This is a genomic window from Dyadobacter psychrotolerans (assembly GCF_004349265.1).
In the GTDB taxonomy this organism is placed as follows: Bacteria; Bacteroidota; Bacteroidia; order Cytophagales; family Spirosomataceae; genus Dyadobacter; species Dyadobacter psychrotolerans.
In genome coordinates this window covers 901940-917544 of the sequence record NZ_SMFL01000002.1, presented here as the reverse complement: position 1 = coordinate 917544, position 15605 = coordinate 901940, and the positions used below count along the sequence as shown (strand labels likewise).

Genomic DNA, 15605 nt, shown 5'->3' with positions numbered 1-15605 from the left:
GATCCTAACGAGAATGCGATGGCTGAGAGATTATTCCGGACACTTAAAGGAGATTTTGAAATCAGAGGTTTTGTTTCTTTTTCGTCAGCATATGAAGCTGTCGAGAAAGCGATTAACAATTATAACGCCATGCGGCCACATGCATCGCTCGGATATCTGACACCCCATCAGGCACATTACCGGACCGGACCTCTCCCATTGAAATGGTATCCCTATAAAAAAATCCGTTTTGGGAATGTCCACTATCCGGATCATTATCAGAAAACCGGCTAACTGTCAACAGATTTCAGTAGCATATGAATGTACTTCGCAATTTCTGTTACCGAGGTGATCATTGATTACAGATGCTCGAGATGAATGAATCGGTCTTATTAATATGCTCTGAGGTTTTTATAAACCGGACCAATGTGTAGTTCTTTAATTTTGTTCAAACGTAAGAGCCAGTAACTTATGAATTGTCGAAGCTAGTTAATTCAAAGCCAGGAACTTTGGGCCAAGATTTCCATGTGAAGAATGTCGCCAATGAAATTGAATTTGAAACAATCCTTAATTTGCGCTTGCTATTTTTTATGATTTGCCGCCAGAAGTCGGCGGCAAATCATAAAATGGATTTTAAGCCACGTCGCAAATTTCGACGCCCTGTTTTAGTGAAGCAACTGCGTCAGCCCGTTTTGGAATAAATTCCTGGGCTACGAAACCTTTATAGCCTGTTTCAACAATCGCTTTCATAATTGCCGGATAGTACAATTCCTGTGTCTCATCAATTTCATTTCTGCCCGGAACACCACCGGTATGATAATGACCGATATACTTGTGATATTTTCTGATTGTCGCGATAACGTCACCTTCCATGATTTGCATGTGGTAGATGTCGTAAAGTAATTTGAATTTTTCCGAACCGATCATGTCACAAAGCCCAGCTCCCCATTCCGTGCGGTCACACATGTAGTCTCTGTGATTCACTTTGCTGTTCAGCAATTCCATGATCATCGTGATATTATATTTTTCAGCTGATGGCATTAATCGTTTCAGACCAACAGCAGCATTTCGCATTCCATCGATATCCGACATGCCCCGTCTGTTTCCGGAAAAACAAATCACGGTCGTATAACCTGCTGCCTGCAATTTTGGGAAAATGTCTTCATAACTTTTCACCAGTTCGTCATGATTAGCCGGATCGTTGAATCCTTTTTCGATTCCCATACCGGCGCCATTCGGCAGTGCACAGGTAAGACCATATTTTTTCAAAACCGGCCATTCATCCGGACCCAGCAGCTCAATTGATTTTATGCCAATTTTTTTACAATCCTGGGCGAAAGTTTCCAAAGGAATTTTACCATAACACCATTTACAGACCGAGTGATTAATTTTCCCTTTTAGCTCGGGACCAAGGACATTGTCCGAAGCGGCAAAGATGTCAGTTACGGTGAGGGGTAAACCAAGTGCACCTGCACCAGTCACCATTTTTTTTAATACCAATCTTCGGCCAGCAGTATTTTTCATTTTTTCTTTATAAAAATGTTTTGGAGTAAAATTTATGTTCAATTTATAAATTAGTGAAATAGTCTTTCCTATTTCGTCCTTGAATTTCACGAATTCGCTCTCCCCGTCTATTCCTGTTAAACATCATTCAAACGAAGAAGTGGTGTCCCGGCACCCTACCCTTTTTACCAGGTTTTGGTCGAATCCGTGACACCACTACTTAAGAACAATTACTTGAAATCTACTCTATAATTATTATTTGCCTGTTTTCTTTTGCGACGCACTTGATTCAGAATAAATCGGATTTTTCTTATTTCCCCCTGACATCAGATAAGCGATTAGATCTCTTAATTCATTAGGGTTAAGTCCATTAATTAGACCCGGAAGCATGACCGAAGAAGGTGAAATGGTTGTAGACAACACCTCTTTTTTACTGATTTTTCTAATCGTCTTTGAGTCAAATGGGTTTTGAGCAATGTAATAAAAATTAGCATCTTCATTAATCTGACGACCAACTACCGACTCTTTATCTTTTAAAAGGTATGCAATAGAAGCATACTGGTCGGATATTGCTTTGTTAGGTTCAATAATTGCTTCCAGCATGTCTTTAGCGGAAAAGCGTGTTCCCAGTTGCGTCAGATCCGGGCCAACATCCGATCCTTCTCCCTGAACCATATGACAACGACTGCATAATACAGCAGAGAAAATCATTTTACCTTTTTCAAAATCACGGTTACTCAAACTGTCCTGAACCAATGCAACAGCTTCCGGAACTCTCCATCCGCGTCCCGGACCTTTGGGACTGTAAAGTTTTACCAGATCATTCCCATTACCAGTTACAAGATCAGCACCGGAAAGTTTGTTGTAATAAGCAAATTTATCTTTAGGTACATTTTTCAAAGCGAGCTGCCGTGCCTTGTCAATAAAACCAATATAGCTATTCCCACCCTGGTAACTAAATGCTTTACTAAACCATTTGAAGTATTTCTCACGCAACTGAGGCGTCCAACCGGATTTTTCACTGCTAAGTACAACAGCATAAAATGTCTGCTGAGCTGGCGGCATTTTTTCCAGAAGCCTGGCAAGATCAAGTCCGTATTGTGGATTACGCAAAATCAGATCTGCCGTTGCTGTTGCTGTCGCATTGTCTTTGTCATCGAATTTTTCGTCGGCTTCCAATAGGGCCAACGTACGGTCTACTACTTTTGGAGCTTCCAGATTGACCAGTATCTTACTATAAAATCTGTTCAATAACGGTGATGGAGACGGATATTTAGGATTCAGATACGCCAGCAATGTTGCTTTTGTAGCAGCGTCTGGTTGACCGGTCCTGTACAAAATCACTTCAATTGTCCTAAGCAAATCCTGTTTTTGTATCTGGTTCAATTTGTTGTAATCGATTTTGGCCAGCCCTTTGAGCAGAGGCCCTCCTACTTTTGAGGAGTCTCCCTGGCGGCCTAATGCTAACGAACCGTAAATTAAGGTCTGCGGATCTTTTTCGGCATAAACTTTACTTTCCCACTGGCTAACTGGCTGATGTTCAATTGCAAGCCGCGCAGCATACCTAAGGAAACGATCCGGGCTTTTCAGGAAAGGCCAGGCTGCATCAACGGCTTTCGGATCTTGTTTCGCATGGAATTTTTCTAGATCTGTTCTTTGTTTATGTTCAGGTGTGATAACTACTTCTGCCGTATTTGATCCGGCTGGAATATTTTTATAGTCTCCATAATAAACGCGGTACAAATCAGATTCCAAACGGCGGCCACCGGTTAAGAAGTAAAGTGCACCATCCGGTCCGATCGCGCCATCGGTTAGCGGTAACGGTGCTCCGGAAAGAAACTCTTCATGATCGGCAGTATAGGTTGAACCACTTGGTTTCAAGTGCAGGCCATGCACAATGCCAAAACTCCAGTCGAAGGCCAACAGCGTGTTTTTATATTTTGCAGGAAAACGTGCATCTTTCAGATAGATCAGGTTAGTCGGTGACCCTTGTCCAATGTTCATAATCGGCGAAAGGTTATCAGCAAAAGTGGGTGACCAGTTAGCTGATCCGGTTCTCCATCCGTATTCTGCTCCACTCGTTGCATGGCAAACCCTGGTTGGCCGATACCACGGTGTTCCAAAATCCCACTCCATATCCGAGTCATAGATAAAAAGATCTCCCGCTTCATTAAAAGCAATATCATAGGAGTTTCGGTAACCAGCACTTTCCAGCTCCCATGTTTTACCTTCCGGATCAGTATGGGCAATCCATCCGCCAGGTGCATTTCTGTCTGTCGCATGTCCGCGCGGATCTTTTATCCATGGGAAAAGATTGTCATTTTTCCAATTTGGCATCAATAGATAGCTATCCATTTTTGGCAAATCGGTAAAATTTCCTGCTACGACATAAAGTGATTTTTTATCCGGAGCCAAAACAATACTATGCGGACCGTGTTCGCCTTCCCCATGCAGTGACTTCAGTAAGGTAATTTTATCGTACTGATCGTTGTTATCCGTATCTTGTAAGCGGTACAGCCCGCTTCCTTTTGGAAAGCGTGGGTTTTCACGATTATTGATCATCACATACAGGCTATTGAATGCATATAACAATCCGTGCGCATAGCCCATTGCAATCTTGGACGTATCACCGGCTATTTTTAGCTCTTCAACTTTTGGTTTTTCGGTAGAGCCAATTGGTGGCAACTCCAAACGAAACAGACCGCCGTATTGATCAGATGTAATCAACCGGCCTTTGTTGTCAAATGTCATGGAAACCCACGATCCATTGGATTCAGCCGAAGGACTATATAAATGTTCAGCCTTAAAGCCGGCGGGTAGTTTTAATTTATCTGCCTTTGAACCAGGCGGACGGTGTTTGGCCGTTCGGTTGCTCAACATAACTCCACAAAATACCCCTACTGCAATTAAGATAGCCAGGGTCATCGGAAGTTTTAGCCATTGTTTTTTTGTGTACATTTTAAGATAAAGAGTTTAAGTAAATATTAAGGTGAAAAGTAATCGTAGGTTCGAATTTTTATAAACATAGTCTGCTTACTTACATGCAAAAGTTTGAGCAGAGCTATAAATACTGCTTCCTGACTAAAAACAAATAAAACTTAGAATAGTCTGATTAATGCAATATTAAACTGATTTTGTATAGACTCTATCCTGCTGTGTCGGGTTAACAGGTCGGGAGTTTATGGCATGGCCAAATTAAACGTAAGCTCGATAGTATTCTCATTATATATGAGTTAATCGGCTTCTAAATCTGCCGGGTGGGTTGTAGACAAAATTGAATTTTTAATAAAATATTCACTGTCACTTCGGTTGCATATGATATAAAATATGTTGCGTATGGATTTAAAATCTACTTTATGTTTTATTTCAGTTACAGAAATTTATCCATCTATAACGAGCCGAAAACCAGTGAATTAAGAACTTCTCAGTAGTATTTTCTAGAAATAATTTATAATTTTAGATAGTCCAATTTTTTGTAGTTTTTACTGGTGATTATGCTGAGATATTTACTACTGTTTTTTCTATTCCTGAAAAGTACTTTTCTTCTTGCCAATCATATTGTAGGCGGAGAACTCAAAATGAAGCCAACAGCCGCTAATACTTTTGAGATTTCACTGATACAGTATTGGGACAAAAAAAACCTCACAATTCCCACAGGTAACACCGGAGGCAATCGGGATCCCGACGCAGATGTATACATATACAACAAACGAACACATCAGCTGACTGATATGGTGAAGGTGACACTTCGAAGTACTTCTGACATTGAATACCAAAATAAAGCTTGTGCTACCAGTCGCTCGATGAGCACGGTTATAGGAATATATACAGGGTCAATTTACCTTGATCCTCAGAAATACGTGGAGCCGGAAGGTTACTATGTCGTTTGGGAACGTTGCTGCAGAAACAGTGACATCAATAACATTGTCGATCCCGGTGCCGCAGGGATGGTTTTTTATCTAGAATTTCCGCCTGTTGCATTGCGCAATACGTCTCCGGAGTTCCAGCTTCCAAACGGGCAGTACATTTGTAACAAAAAAGGATTTACTATGAATATGTCTGCGGTTGATGCAGACGGGGATGAACTAAGATATTCGTTGGTTACCCCGATGAACGGTTACACCACAACGGGTAACGCAAAAGGGAATTCAAGCAGTAAAGCTACTTATCCGCTAATAACCTGGGCCAGCGGCGTGTCGATTTCGAACGTAATTCCCGGGTCCAGTCCACTTGCTGTGGATAAAAATGGTATATTAAAAGTGACATCGGAATTTACCGGACTTTATGTTTTTGCGATTCAAATTGAGGAATACAGGAATGGGAAAAAGATAGGACTGGTTAGAAGAGATTTCCAGCTTTTAGTGATTGATTGTAATGATGAAAGGCCGGAACAACCAATTGTCATGTTTAACGCGCAGCCTGTCACGGAGGTAAAGTTCTGTCCCGAAAAGCCAATTCAGCTTGAAACGTCTTCTGCTCAGGATTGGTTTTATCAATGGCAATTAAATGGCCTGAACATTCCCGGAGCAACCGATTCGCGGATAACCGTAAAAGATACAGGGAGTTATTCAGTTGTAAAAAGTTTTAGTAAAAAATGTTCGAGAGACACTTCTTCTACCATTATTCGTGTATCATACAGCAAACCGCCAGAGGCAGTTATTACGGTTGAAAAATCTGTTTTATGTAGGGATGAGAAAACAAGGCTTCTTGCAAATGGAGGAACGCCTTCACCTGGTCTCAATTTTTCATGGAAATTAGACAATGCACTTTTTGGTGGAAATGACCCAATAATTACTGCGGATAAACCAGGATTATACAATCTTGTAATTACTGAAACTTCATTGGGATGTACAGGGCAGGATACCGCATCGGTCCATTTGGAATTGATATCAGTAACCTTACCTGAAAAAGCCTCTTTGATAGAAAGCAGAAAGATGACACTTACTCCTGAGATTTCTCCTCCTGATTTGACATACACCTACAGTTGGATGCCAGACGAGGGCCTTGCGGTTAATACTCTGATATCTCCGGCTATTGATGTAGCTCCCCTGCAACCTACAAATTATACTATTGAAATAACTTCTTCAAATGGCTGTAAAGCAGATGCGACTATTCAAATTAATGTTATAGACAAAATGCATATTCCTTCTGCGTTTTCACCAAACAACGATGGTATAAATGACACTTTTGAAATTTTCAATGCAAAAGGTCAAATTGAAACACTTAGAATTTATAATCGCTGGGGTGAAGTGATTTATAGTTCGACGGGATATGATGTTCCCTGGAATGGCACAAGCCACGATGAGCCGGTTCCTCCCGGCATTTATCCTTACACTATAAAAGCCTCGGGCGAAACTTTCCGGGGTGAGATTCTTTTGCTCCGTTAATCAGTATTCTTGCTCGAAATAAGATCCCATCAGCTTTGTTTAAATTCCCTGAAAGTCCCGTCAGAATAAAATATCAGGATACGTTCAATGTTTTTTTCGGGTTCAACAAGCCGTTTTGAGTCTTCTACGTTTTTCCTTACAGGTGTTGGTTCAACCTGTTTTCGTACACGTAATTCTGCCGGTGTTTCCACGGGTGCTTTTTCCTTTATTTCAACAGGTTTCACTACTGATTTATAGCTGTTTACATCTGACTGTATAGCCGGTAATTCCTGGTCGTCCAAAATCCAATTTAAGCCAAGATCGGGAAATCTTTTGACTATTTTCTGAACAATATCTAAGCTTGGCTTGTTCCTGCCAGCAAGAATGTGGGAGATGCTTGACCTTTGTATACCTATTTCATCTGCAAATAAAGACGGAGATATTCCTTTTTGAGATAAGATTAATTTAATTTTTTCATTTAGATCCATACTAGCTTAACTTTACAATATTTACATTAACAAATGTAAATAATATTATAAAATATACAACAGAAAAAATAGTTTAATATCTTAATTTATTTCTTTTGGTTTAATATTATAATTTTAAATCCATTTCCCGCACATAGTTTACAAAGTTAAAAAGGTGCGAAATCATTTCTGATAACGCACCTTCTAACTATTTATTGAAACTACAATGTTAAACTGCTACCTGATTATCGCGTAAAGCATCATTTAGAGAAGTTTTAAGATCTGTACTTGCTTTACGCTTTCCAATAATCAGTGCACAAGGTACATGGAATGTTCCAGACGGGAATGTCTTAGGAATGCTACCAGGGATAACAACAGAATCCTCAGGAACAAATCCTTTGTACTCAATTGGTTCAGGCCCAGTTACGTCGATTATTTTTGAACTACCTGTAATAGTCACTCCCGCTCCCAAAACTGCTCTTTTCCCTATTCGTGCGCCCTCAACTACAATGCATCGGGATCCAATAAATGCACCATCTTCAATAATTACCGGCGAAGCCTGAACCGGTTCCAAAACCCCTCCTATTCCAACACCTCCACTTAAATGAACATTTTTACCGATCTGTGCACAGCTGCCGACGGTTGCCCAGGTGTCGACCATCGTACCCTCATCAATATAGGCACCGATGTTTACGTAGGATGGCATTAGGATGACTCCTTTAGAAATAAACGCACCATACCTTGCCACTGCCGGAGGCACTACGCGGACGCCGAGTTTTTCGTATCCGCCTTTTAGCTTCATCTTGTCGTGGTATTCAAAGATTCCAACTTCGCTGGTTTGCATCTGTTGGATTGGGAAGTACAAAATAATAGCCTTTTTAACCGCCTCGTTTACTAACCAAGTTCCATCCTGTTGTGGTTCGGCTACCCTTATCCTCCCCTTGTCTACTTCTTCAATAATGCTTTTAATCAGCTCTATTACCTCCGGGCTCCTCAGTAATTCCCGATTTTCCCAAACTTCTTCAATAGTACTTCTAAACTCCATGTTAATTTTAATGTTTAACAAAAATTATTTAAAGTGTTGTAGTATAGGCACTTACTCTGAAATTCAAAATTATTAATTAACACATAATCGAATTGGTTGTTTACAATTAACCGCTCAGCCCACGCACTATATTAGCTGTAAATATAAGAGATGTTTCTTAAAAAACTACCTACTTAATATTCGTAATCAGCAACGTAAGGAGAATCTTATTTACCAGCAACTAACTACTTATTTTAGTAATTTACTAAACCGAATATATCGGAAATTTCGATTTTTGCTAATTTAAATAGTAATATTCTAACTTGCCTTAGACCTCTTATTTCATAAATAAGTCTTGTCCATAAACCCAAATTTCATAAATTTGTACCTAAGAAATAACATAATCAAACAAGACATGTCTACAGTAAAAGTTGCAATTAATGGCTTCGGGCGGATTGGCCGCCTTGTCTATCGTCAAATCTATAATATGGAAGGCATAGAAATCGTTGCTATCAATGATCTGACAAGCCCAAAAGTACTAGCTCATCTATTGAAATACGATACAGCCCAAGGACGTTTTGACGCAGATGTTAAATCAACAGACAATTCAATAATTGTTAATGGCGAAAACGTAGTAATATATGCTCAAAGGAATCCTGCTCAAATTCCATGGGGACAACATGAAGTTGATGTAGTGCTTGAATGTACAGGATTCTTCACAAGCAAAGAATCAGCATCAGCACACATAACTGCCGGCGCAAAAAAGGTTGTTATTTCTGCTCCGGCTACTGGTGATTTAAAAACAATCGTTTATAATGTTAACCATAACATTCTTGACGGTTCCGAAACAATCATCAGCGGTGCTTCTTGTACAACCAACTGTCTTGCTCCAATGGCACAGGTATTGGAGGAAAAATTTGGTATTGTTAATGGGTTAATGACAACCATTCACGCTTATACAAATGACCAAAACACCCAGGATTCTCCACATCCAAAAGGTGATTTGAGAAGAGCACGTGCAGCTGCTCAGAATATTGTTCCAAACAGTACAGGCGCTGCGAAAGCAATTGGACTTGTTTTACCTTCACTAAAAGGAAAACTTGACGGATCTGCTCAGCGTGTACCAACCCTTACAGGTTCATTAACTGAATTGACCGTTATTCTTGCAAAAGAGACTACCGTTGAAGAGATCAATTCTCTGATGAAAGAAGCAGCCAACGAAAGCTATGGTTACACAGAAGATGAAATCGTGAGCAGCGATATTATCGGAATTAGCTATGGTTCTTTGTTTGATGCAACTCAAACAAGAGTTCAAAAAGTAGGTGATACGCAAATTGTAAGAACTGTGAGCTGGTATGACAATGAAATGTCTTACGTTTCTCAGTTGGTTCGTACAGTATACTACTTCGCTAAATTGATTAAATAAGCAGCGAATAAAATTTAAAATCGGCTCGATCTGTAATTGATTGAGCCGATTTTTATTATACAACCGTTGCTTTAATGTATTTTATTGAGTATCCCTTTGCAACAAAAATAGACTCGTAATGCGTTTTTACACCATAATGTTCCGCCAGTAACTCCGAGCTGTAAAGATCTTCAGTATGCTCAATTAGCCGGTACTCTTGCAAATCTGATAACGTTTTTAAACTATACTGATACAAAAAATCGCTATCAGTCTTCAGGCAAAATATACCATTTTTCTTTAAGTATTTTGCGTATTTACTTAAAAACGAAGGATTTGTAAGCCGCTTATTTTCGTCGCGGTCTCTCACTTGAGGATCCGGATGAATAAGCCAGATCTCATCGAGCTCATGCTCTGCAAAAAACTCATCCGCATACTGAATACCGGCACGAAGGAAACCAACGTTTTCTAAACCCATTTCCGATGCAGCCAGACTTCCGCGCGCAATTCTATCTCCTTTTATATCCATCCCGATAAAATTCTTTTCAGGAAACAGCTTACCCAGCCCTACTGTATACTCACCTTTTCCACAGGCAAGTTCCACTACAATCGGATTTTCGTTATTAAAGTAAAGTTGATTCCACCGGCCTTTAACTGTTGTGTAAAGCTCTTTTCCATCTTCAACGACGTTGGCTGCCTGTGCACTATACTGGTAATGATGTAACTTTCTGCGTGACATTTAAATAAACTTCAAAAATTATAAATCAATGAGATCTGCGACGACAAATGTGCTACCGCCAACATATATCGCATCCCCGGGCTTTGAATCACTAACCGCGTTCTCCAGGGCTGAATTTACGTTATCATATTCCTTACCCACAAGTCCAAATTCCGAGGCCATTACGTGTAATTTGGATGCTTCCAATGCCCTTGCGTTTGATGGCTGAGTGAAATAGTATTCGGCTCCCTTTGGAAATAGACTAAGCAAGGCAGTAATATCTTTGTCACTAACAAAGCCAATAACAAATCTTTTGTTCTTAGCTTCAATACTCATAAATTGAGGTATCGTAAATGACATGCCAGCTTCATTGTGAGCGGTATCACAATACACCGCTGGCTCAGATCTTAATTTTTGCCACCTACCTTTAAGACCGGTTAGCTCAACAACCCGCGAAAGCGCATCGTAAATATCCTTAACTGAAACTACATAGCCCTTTGATCGTAAAATTTCAACAGAAGCAAGAACACCGCAGATGTTTTTGTACTGATATTCTCCGGTAAGATCCAGACAGAGATCCTTATATTTTATCTCTTCACTTATAGTATCAGTGATTGAAAGCAGCAATTTTCCATCTGTCAAACTCGTATCTCTAACCCGAAATTGATCTGAAGCATAAAGTAAATGCGTCTCTTTATCCCTGGCAATTTCTTCAAATACACCGCTTGTTTCTGATTGGTATTCACTGATGACCACAGGCGTCTTAAACTTAATTATTCCGCCTTTTTCAAACGCAATTTTCTCTAAAGTGTCACCCAAGTACTGTGTATGATCATAACTTACGTTGGTTATGACAGATATAATTGGCTCGATAATGTTTGTAGAATCAAAACGCCCTCCCATACCAACTTCTATCACAGCGATATCCACTTTACTTTCGGCAAAATAAGAAAATGCCATAGCAACAGTTACTTCAAAGAAAGAAGGAGATAATCTATCAATGTTAGATAAATTATCATGTGTAAACTTTACTATAAAATCCTCTTCCACCTCATTCCCATTTATCTTAATGCGTTCTGTAAAGGATTTAAGGTGAGGAGATGTATAAAGACCCACCTTGTAACCGGCTGTCTGAAGAATGGCTGCCAGCATATGAGATGTGCTACCCTTGCCATTTGTTCCTCCCACATGGATACTTGGAAACTGACTCTGTGGATCTCCCAGTAATTTGCAAAAGGCTGATGTAGTATGAAGGCCCGGCTTGTAAGCACGGGCCCCAATATTTTGAAAAACAGGTAATCTGCTGTATAAGTAATCTATGGTCTGCTGATAATCCATTTTAAACTACCTGGAACGAATTTTAAAAGTAATTGTCCCGGTGGATTCATCAGGCACATTTGCAGACTTGGGAACAAAAGTCAGATCCCTCACTGCACTCTTGTATTTGTTCACAACAGCATAATCGGTAACCGTTGTGTTCTGAGTTATTATACTTTTTACACGGCCGTTTTTATCAACTGTAATCTTAAATGTAATGTCGCCGGTAACGTCGGAATTATCATCTACAACGGGTCTACGCGACATACCCCAGCCTGAGAGACTTAAACCAACCGCTGTACCGCCTCCGCCACCCTCACCTTTGTATGTTTTAGCAAACAAGCTTCCGGATTTAGATCCCTTATCTCCCACGCCTTGTGCATCGTCGCCGTTGTTGTTCCCTCCGACACCACTTTTGGTGCCGTTGGTACCGTTACTTCCCGACTTACTGCCGGAGGACTTCGTGAATAAAGCATCCTTGTTTACGGCTTTTTCCGGAGTTGGTTTGGCTGCCGGCTCCGAGGAATTAGCACTTCCGGTAGACTTCTTTACCTCCGTTTTTTCCGGTGCTTCAACCGGACTTTCAACTTTGGAAGTGATCGCGGGTTTTTCCGCAACTACCTTTGTTGGTTTGGCTGACTCGATCTTAGGAGGCGTTGGCGGAGTAGGTTTTGGAGTTGAAACCGATTTTACTTTTTTAACCTCATCCGCATCAGCGCGCATATTTTCAGCAACTTTTGAATCATTCGGTTTATTGAATGTTTGAATGTCGCCTTTTCCTACTTTACTTGTTCCGTAGTTCACCTCAACAAAAAGCTCCAACGGCTCTACCTTGGGCATGGAGCTTCCTAAACGAATGAAGAAAAACAGACCAAGTAATGCTATGGTAATTCCTATGGACAAAGCCCAGGACATGGCAATTCTCTGACGGTCTTCTGCCTCTAATGCAATCATTGGTTTTAATCTTGTGGTTATTTCGAAATGAACGTAAAACTAGGCATTTTCGTATAAAACACAAAGAGGAGGCGATCAGGCCTCCTCCTCTAATATAAGTCTTACTAAACTATTTGATCTTCATTACCCAACCTTCTTCTCCAATTACTTTTTTGAGCTTGGATGAAGCCTGATACGCATCCCTTTCCTGATCAAATCCCTGAACAGCAACCGTTACTTTTGAACTATGCTTGCCGGCAGGAATGACCAATGCATCGGTATAACCTTTACTTTGAAGATCCTCCAATAAAATATTTGCTCTCTTCATTCCCTTGAATGCACCTGCAATCAGATAGAATTTTTTATCAAAACTGATTTCCTGTTTTCCTACCTGAGCAGCTTCCACTGGTGCAACTGCTGGTACTGGTGGCACTTCTACAATGATACTGTCTGGTTTAACAGCAGTTTCAACCACTACACTATCAGCAACTGTTGGATCCACTTTCGATTCCGAAAGCTGAACCGGCTCTTTCACCACAACAGTGCTTGCTGTATTCCCGAAAAGATTATCGAATGGATTTAAAGTGCTTTTGTAATTGTCTTCATTTGCGGTTACCAGAAAGAAACTAACATAAAACATAAGTCCTGCCAATACCGCAGCCGCAGCCCATCGAAACCAATTAACTCTAACTGTTTTACGTTCACTAAACTCAATCACCTCAGCGTCGTTCTCTTCCAGGAAGTTGGCAGAAACAGTTGAGGTAGTCAGCACTTTATCAAATGTCTTGGCAGTGACCTTCGAAAACCCGTACCATTCATCCTTAAAGTGATTTTCGGTATTTGGTTCAAAAACCAGTTTTCCTTCACCGTTTGTCTGGAATCTTCCAACCCCATTAATCTTCGTTTCACCGTAGGTGTTAAGTGCAGACCTGAGCGTATCGGCATACTGCTTTACATAACCTACCGCTTCAAGATGAGAAACCTTTTCTTCCCGGGAAATATAGTTAGCAAGAAGCCCATCATCCAGTTTCAGAAACTCGTTAAAGGCAAGCTTCTTTACCGGCGGTGAAAACACACCTGAATTTTTATCAAAACTGGCATGAATCTGCCGTGACAGCAGGGCACCAAAGCCAGGAATGATTACAAATTCATAATCACTAACTAATTTCCGAATTACAGTTTCAACAGCTATCATGAAGCGTTTTTACAATTAATGCTGGCGAAGTTAAAAAGAAAACGATAATCCTCCAATAAAGTTAAGACCTTGCTGAGGATAATACTGATAACGCTGGTACTGTTTTCCCAGCACATTGTTGATCCCCACAAAAGCAGAGAAGTTCTTGGTTAACAGATAATCTATCTTCAAATTCAGATCAGCAATAACAGGCAGTTTGGTAACAATTCCTGACTGAAAATTTTTGGCTTTTATTCCTCTAAGCATGTAAAAATCTGCGGTCACAAACAGTTTTTTACTAATCGTCAGTGCATTGAACCAATTTAAAGTCAGATCCGGACGATGCCAGGCTTCCTCTACCGAACCCATCGAATAATCAAAGAAACTAACTTTTAAGGATGTCTTGAAAAGATCATTATAGTTATAACCAGCCTGGCCGGAAATTGTAAGAACCTTTGTCTTTTGCGGATCATAAATTATTGCGAACCGGGAAGTGTCGACAAGAGAATTATTAAAGTTGTAAAAATTCCGGTAACGGGCATAAGAAACCTTTCCTTCATAATTAAATCCGCCACCGGGCTCTCCTTTTACACCCGCATAAATATCTGCGTTTTTCTCTGTATTAACGATTAAAACATTAGGTGCCAGCCAAAGATTTTCACTCAGCATACTACGCAGGGTATTTCGTACAATATCCCCATCGTAACCCGCGAAAATATGTAAACCTGTAAAAGGAGCGACGTCGAAATTAACAACCGGGAAAGCTTTTGTTTTATTTATGTTTAATTCGCTGTCCGTCTCATTAACCGCGTTAAGACCTGCCGTAATAGTGAACATATCCGATGTGTACTTAAACGTAGGTTTTACTCTGAATAAATTCCTGTTATAGGTTAGTCTGTCCACGCGCTGTGACACAAACGCATCAGCATTCAGCAAAGCATAAAAGGATTCCGATATAGGAACTGAGGCCATCAGCTTGGTTCCCCAGTCCAATTCAGATGCATTGTAACGGTCCGTGATATTGTTCAGACTGGTCTTTACCGAATAATCAACTGCGACTGAAGCATCCGTGTTCTCAAATCCCAAATTAAGACCAAACTGATTAAGCGTCTGACGGATTGTATCCCGGTTTACTTCAAAACCTTCCGGCTGCGGTTTGTAACCATAGAAATAATAATTCTTACGGTCATAATCAACCGATGCTTCAACTTTGTAGGTTGGCCTGATATACTTGCCGCCAATTCTGAGATTAGTCCCGGCATTGGCCGAATTCTTACCATCTACAGGTCCGTTGGCTGCCGATAGGTGTTTAATCTGAGCCGTGAAAACCAGATCCTCCGATGTGCGTGAACCAACAAACAATTCACCCAGGAAACGACCATAGTTTCCCGCACCTAATTTTAGATAATTATTTAATACGTCCGGCTGCTCTGTTCTATCCTTTTCATCAGAAGAAACCCCCACGGCCGGCGTTAATTTTGGAGAAGAAATATTAATCTGCGGATCAATAATTTCATAGGAGACTTTCTTTTGTCCCGCCGCTGCCTGAATCGGCTGCACCTTATCAAATACCCGGTTGGCAGGTGCAAATTCTATACTCTTTTCTTTTACAATTTCGTAGGTCTGGCTTTCAATTTCTCCCCTCTGTGCCACTGCAAAGGTTGAGGAAAAGCCCAGCGCCAGTAAAAACAGGGAACTGCGTAATGCGATTGAATTCGTCAT

12 protein-coding genes are annotated in these 15605 nt (G+C 40.5%); 3 read left to right on the top strand and 9 right to left on the bottom strand.

Features of this window, described 5'->3' with window-relative positions:
• Nucleotides 1-273 (top strand): integrase core domain-containing protein (locus tag E0F88_RS07690; RefSeq protein WP_165940013.1); only part of this gene is annotated, 273 nt, incomplete at its 5' end.
• Nucleotides 274-612: 339 nt separating this feature from the next.
• Here E0F88_RS07690 and E0F88_RS07685 read toward each other — a convergent pair.
• Both E0F88_RS07685 and E0F88_RS07680 read right to left on the bottom strand, forming a co-directional pair.
• A complete protein-coding gene (locus E0F88_RS07685) occupies nucleotides 613-1503 on the bottom strand; it encodes a hydroxypyruvate isomerase family protein (RefSeq protein ID WP_131957629.1) in 891 nt (296 codons plus the stop codon).
• A gap of 234 nt (nucleotides 1504-1737) precedes the next feature.
• On the bottom strand, nucleotides 1738-4440 hold the full coding sequence (locus tag E0F88_RS07680) for a c-type cytochrome (RefSeq protein ID WP_131957628.1): 2703 nt from the start codon (nucleotides 4438-4440) through the stop codon (nucleotides 1738-1740).
• A 536-nt stretch (nucleotides 4441-4976) separates the two neighbouring features.
• Between E0F88_RS07680 and E0F88_RS07675 the strand changes: the two genes are divergently transcribed.
• A complete protein-coding gene (locus E0F88_RS07675) occupies nucleotides 4977-6869 on the top strand; it encodes a T9SS type B sorting domain-containing protein (protein WP_131957627.1) in 1893 nt (630 codons plus the stop codon).
• Between the two features lie 29 nt (nucleotides 6870-6898).
• On the opposite strand, the gene E0F88_RS07670 is transcribed toward E0F88_RS07675, so the two are convergent.
• Both E0F88_RS07670 and E0F88_RS07665 read right to left on the bottom strand, forming a co-directional pair.
• The gene (locus tag E0F88_RS07670) at nucleotides 6899-7336 is read right to left on the bottom strand and encodes a helix-turn-helix transcriptional regulator (RefSeq protein ID WP_131957626.1); all 438 of its coding nucleotides are present in this window, start codon (nucleotides 7334-7336) and stop codon (nucleotides 6899-6901) included.
• A 208-nt stretch (nucleotides 7337-7544) separates the two neighbouring features.
• Entirely contained in the window at nucleotides 7545-8360 is an 816-nt protein-coding gene (locus E0F88_RS07665; RefSeq protein ID WP_131957625.1) for a 2,3,4,5-tetrahydropyridine-2,6-dicarboxylate N-succinyltransferase, read from the bottom strand.
• 394 nt (nucleotides 8361-8754) lie between these two features.
• On the opposite strand from E0F88_RS07665, the gene gap reads away from it, so the two are divergent.
• Entirely contained in the window at nucleotides 8755-9765 is a 1011-nt protein-coding gene (gene gap / locus E0F88_RS07660; RefSeq protein ID WP_131957624.1) for a type I glyceraldehyde-3-phosphate dehydrogenase, read from the top strand.
• A 55-nt stretch (nucleotides 9766-9820) separates the two neighbouring features.
• On the opposite strand, the gene trmB is transcribed toward gap, so the two are convergent.
• The 5 genes from trmB to E0F88_RS07635 all read right to left on the bottom strand — a co-directional run bounded on the left by trmB (nucleotide 9821) and on the right by E0F88_RS07635 (nucleotide 15605).
• Nucleotides 9821-10480: a tRNA (guanosine(46)-N7)-methyltransferase TrmB gene (trmB, locus tag E0F88_RS07655; RefSeq protein WP_131957623.1), complete on the bottom strand. Its 660-nt coding sequence runs from the start codon at nucleotides 10478-10480 to the stop codon at nucleotides 9821-9823.
• 18 nt (nucleotides 10481-10498) lie between these two features.
• Nucleotides 10499-11797 carry a bifunctional folylpolyglutamate synthase/dihydrofolate synthase gene (locus tag E0F88_RS07650; protein WP_131957622.1) on the bottom strand — a complete coding sequence of 433 codons (1299 nt, stop codon included), beginning with the start codon at nucleotides 11795-11797 and terminating at the stop codon, nucleotides 10499-10501.
• A 6-nt stretch (nucleotides 11798-11803) separates the two neighbouring features.
• Entirely contained in the window at nucleotides 11804-12730 is a 927-nt protein-coding gene (locus E0F88_RS07645) for a hypothetical protein (protein WP_131957621.1), read from the bottom strand.
• A 109-nt stretch (nucleotides 12731-12839) separates the two neighbouring features.
• Entirely contained in the window at nucleotides 12840-13904 is a 1065-nt protein-coding gene (locus E0F88_RS07640) for an HU domain-containing protein (protein WP_131957620.1), read from the bottom strand.
• A gap of 30 nt (nucleotides 13905-13934) precedes the next feature.
• Nucleotides 13935-15605 (bottom strand): TonB-dependent receptor, encoded by a 1671-nt coding sequence (locus E0F88_RS07635; RefSeq protein WP_131957619.1) that lies wholly within the window; start codon nucleotides 15603-15605, stop codon nucleotides 13935-13937.

Coding starts and splice junctions, on each gene's coding strand:
- E0F88_RS07645 (WP_131957621.1), bottom strand. CDS start 12,730: ATGATTGCATTAGAGGCAGAAGACCGTCAGAGAATTGCCATGTCCTGG.
- gap (WP_131957624.1), top strand. CDS start 8,755: ATGTCTACAGTAAAAGTTGCAATTAATGGCTTCGGGCGGATTGGCCGC.
- E0F88_RS07650 (WP_131957622.1), bottom strand. CDS start 11,797: ATGGATTATCAGCAGACCATAGATTACTTATACAGCAGATTACCTGTT.
- E0F88_RS07675 (WP_131957627.1), top strand. CDS start 4,977: ATGCTGAGATATTTACTACTGTTTTTTCTATTCCTGAAAAGTACTTTT.
- E0F88_RS07665 (WP_131957625.1), bottom strand. CDS start 8,360: ATGGAGTTTAGAAGTACTATTGAAGAAGTTTGGGAAAATCGGGAATTA.
- E0F88_RS07685 (WP_131957629.1), bottom strand. CDS start 1,503: ATGAAAAATACTGCTGGCCGAAGATTGGTATTAAAAAAAATGGTGACT.
- E0F88_RS07670 (WP_131957626.1), bottom strand. CDS start 7,336: ATGGATCTAAATGAAAAAATTAAATTAATCTTATCTCAAAAAGGAATA.
- E0F88_RS07680 (WP_131957628.1), bottom strand. CDS start 4,440: ATGTACACAAAAAAACAATGGCTAAAACTTCCGATGACCCTGGCTATC.
- E0F88_RS07635 (WP_131957619.1), bottom strand. CDS start 15,605: ATGACGAATTCAATCGCATTACGCAGTTCCCTGTTTTTACTGGCGCTG.
- E0F88_RS07640 (WP_131957620.1), bottom strand. CDS start 13,904: ATGATAGCTGTTGAAACTGTAATTCGGAAATTAGTTAGTGATTATGAA.
- trmB (WP_131957623.1), bottom strand. CDS start 10,480: ATGTCACGCAGAAAGTTACATCATTACCAGTATAGTGCACAGGCAGCC.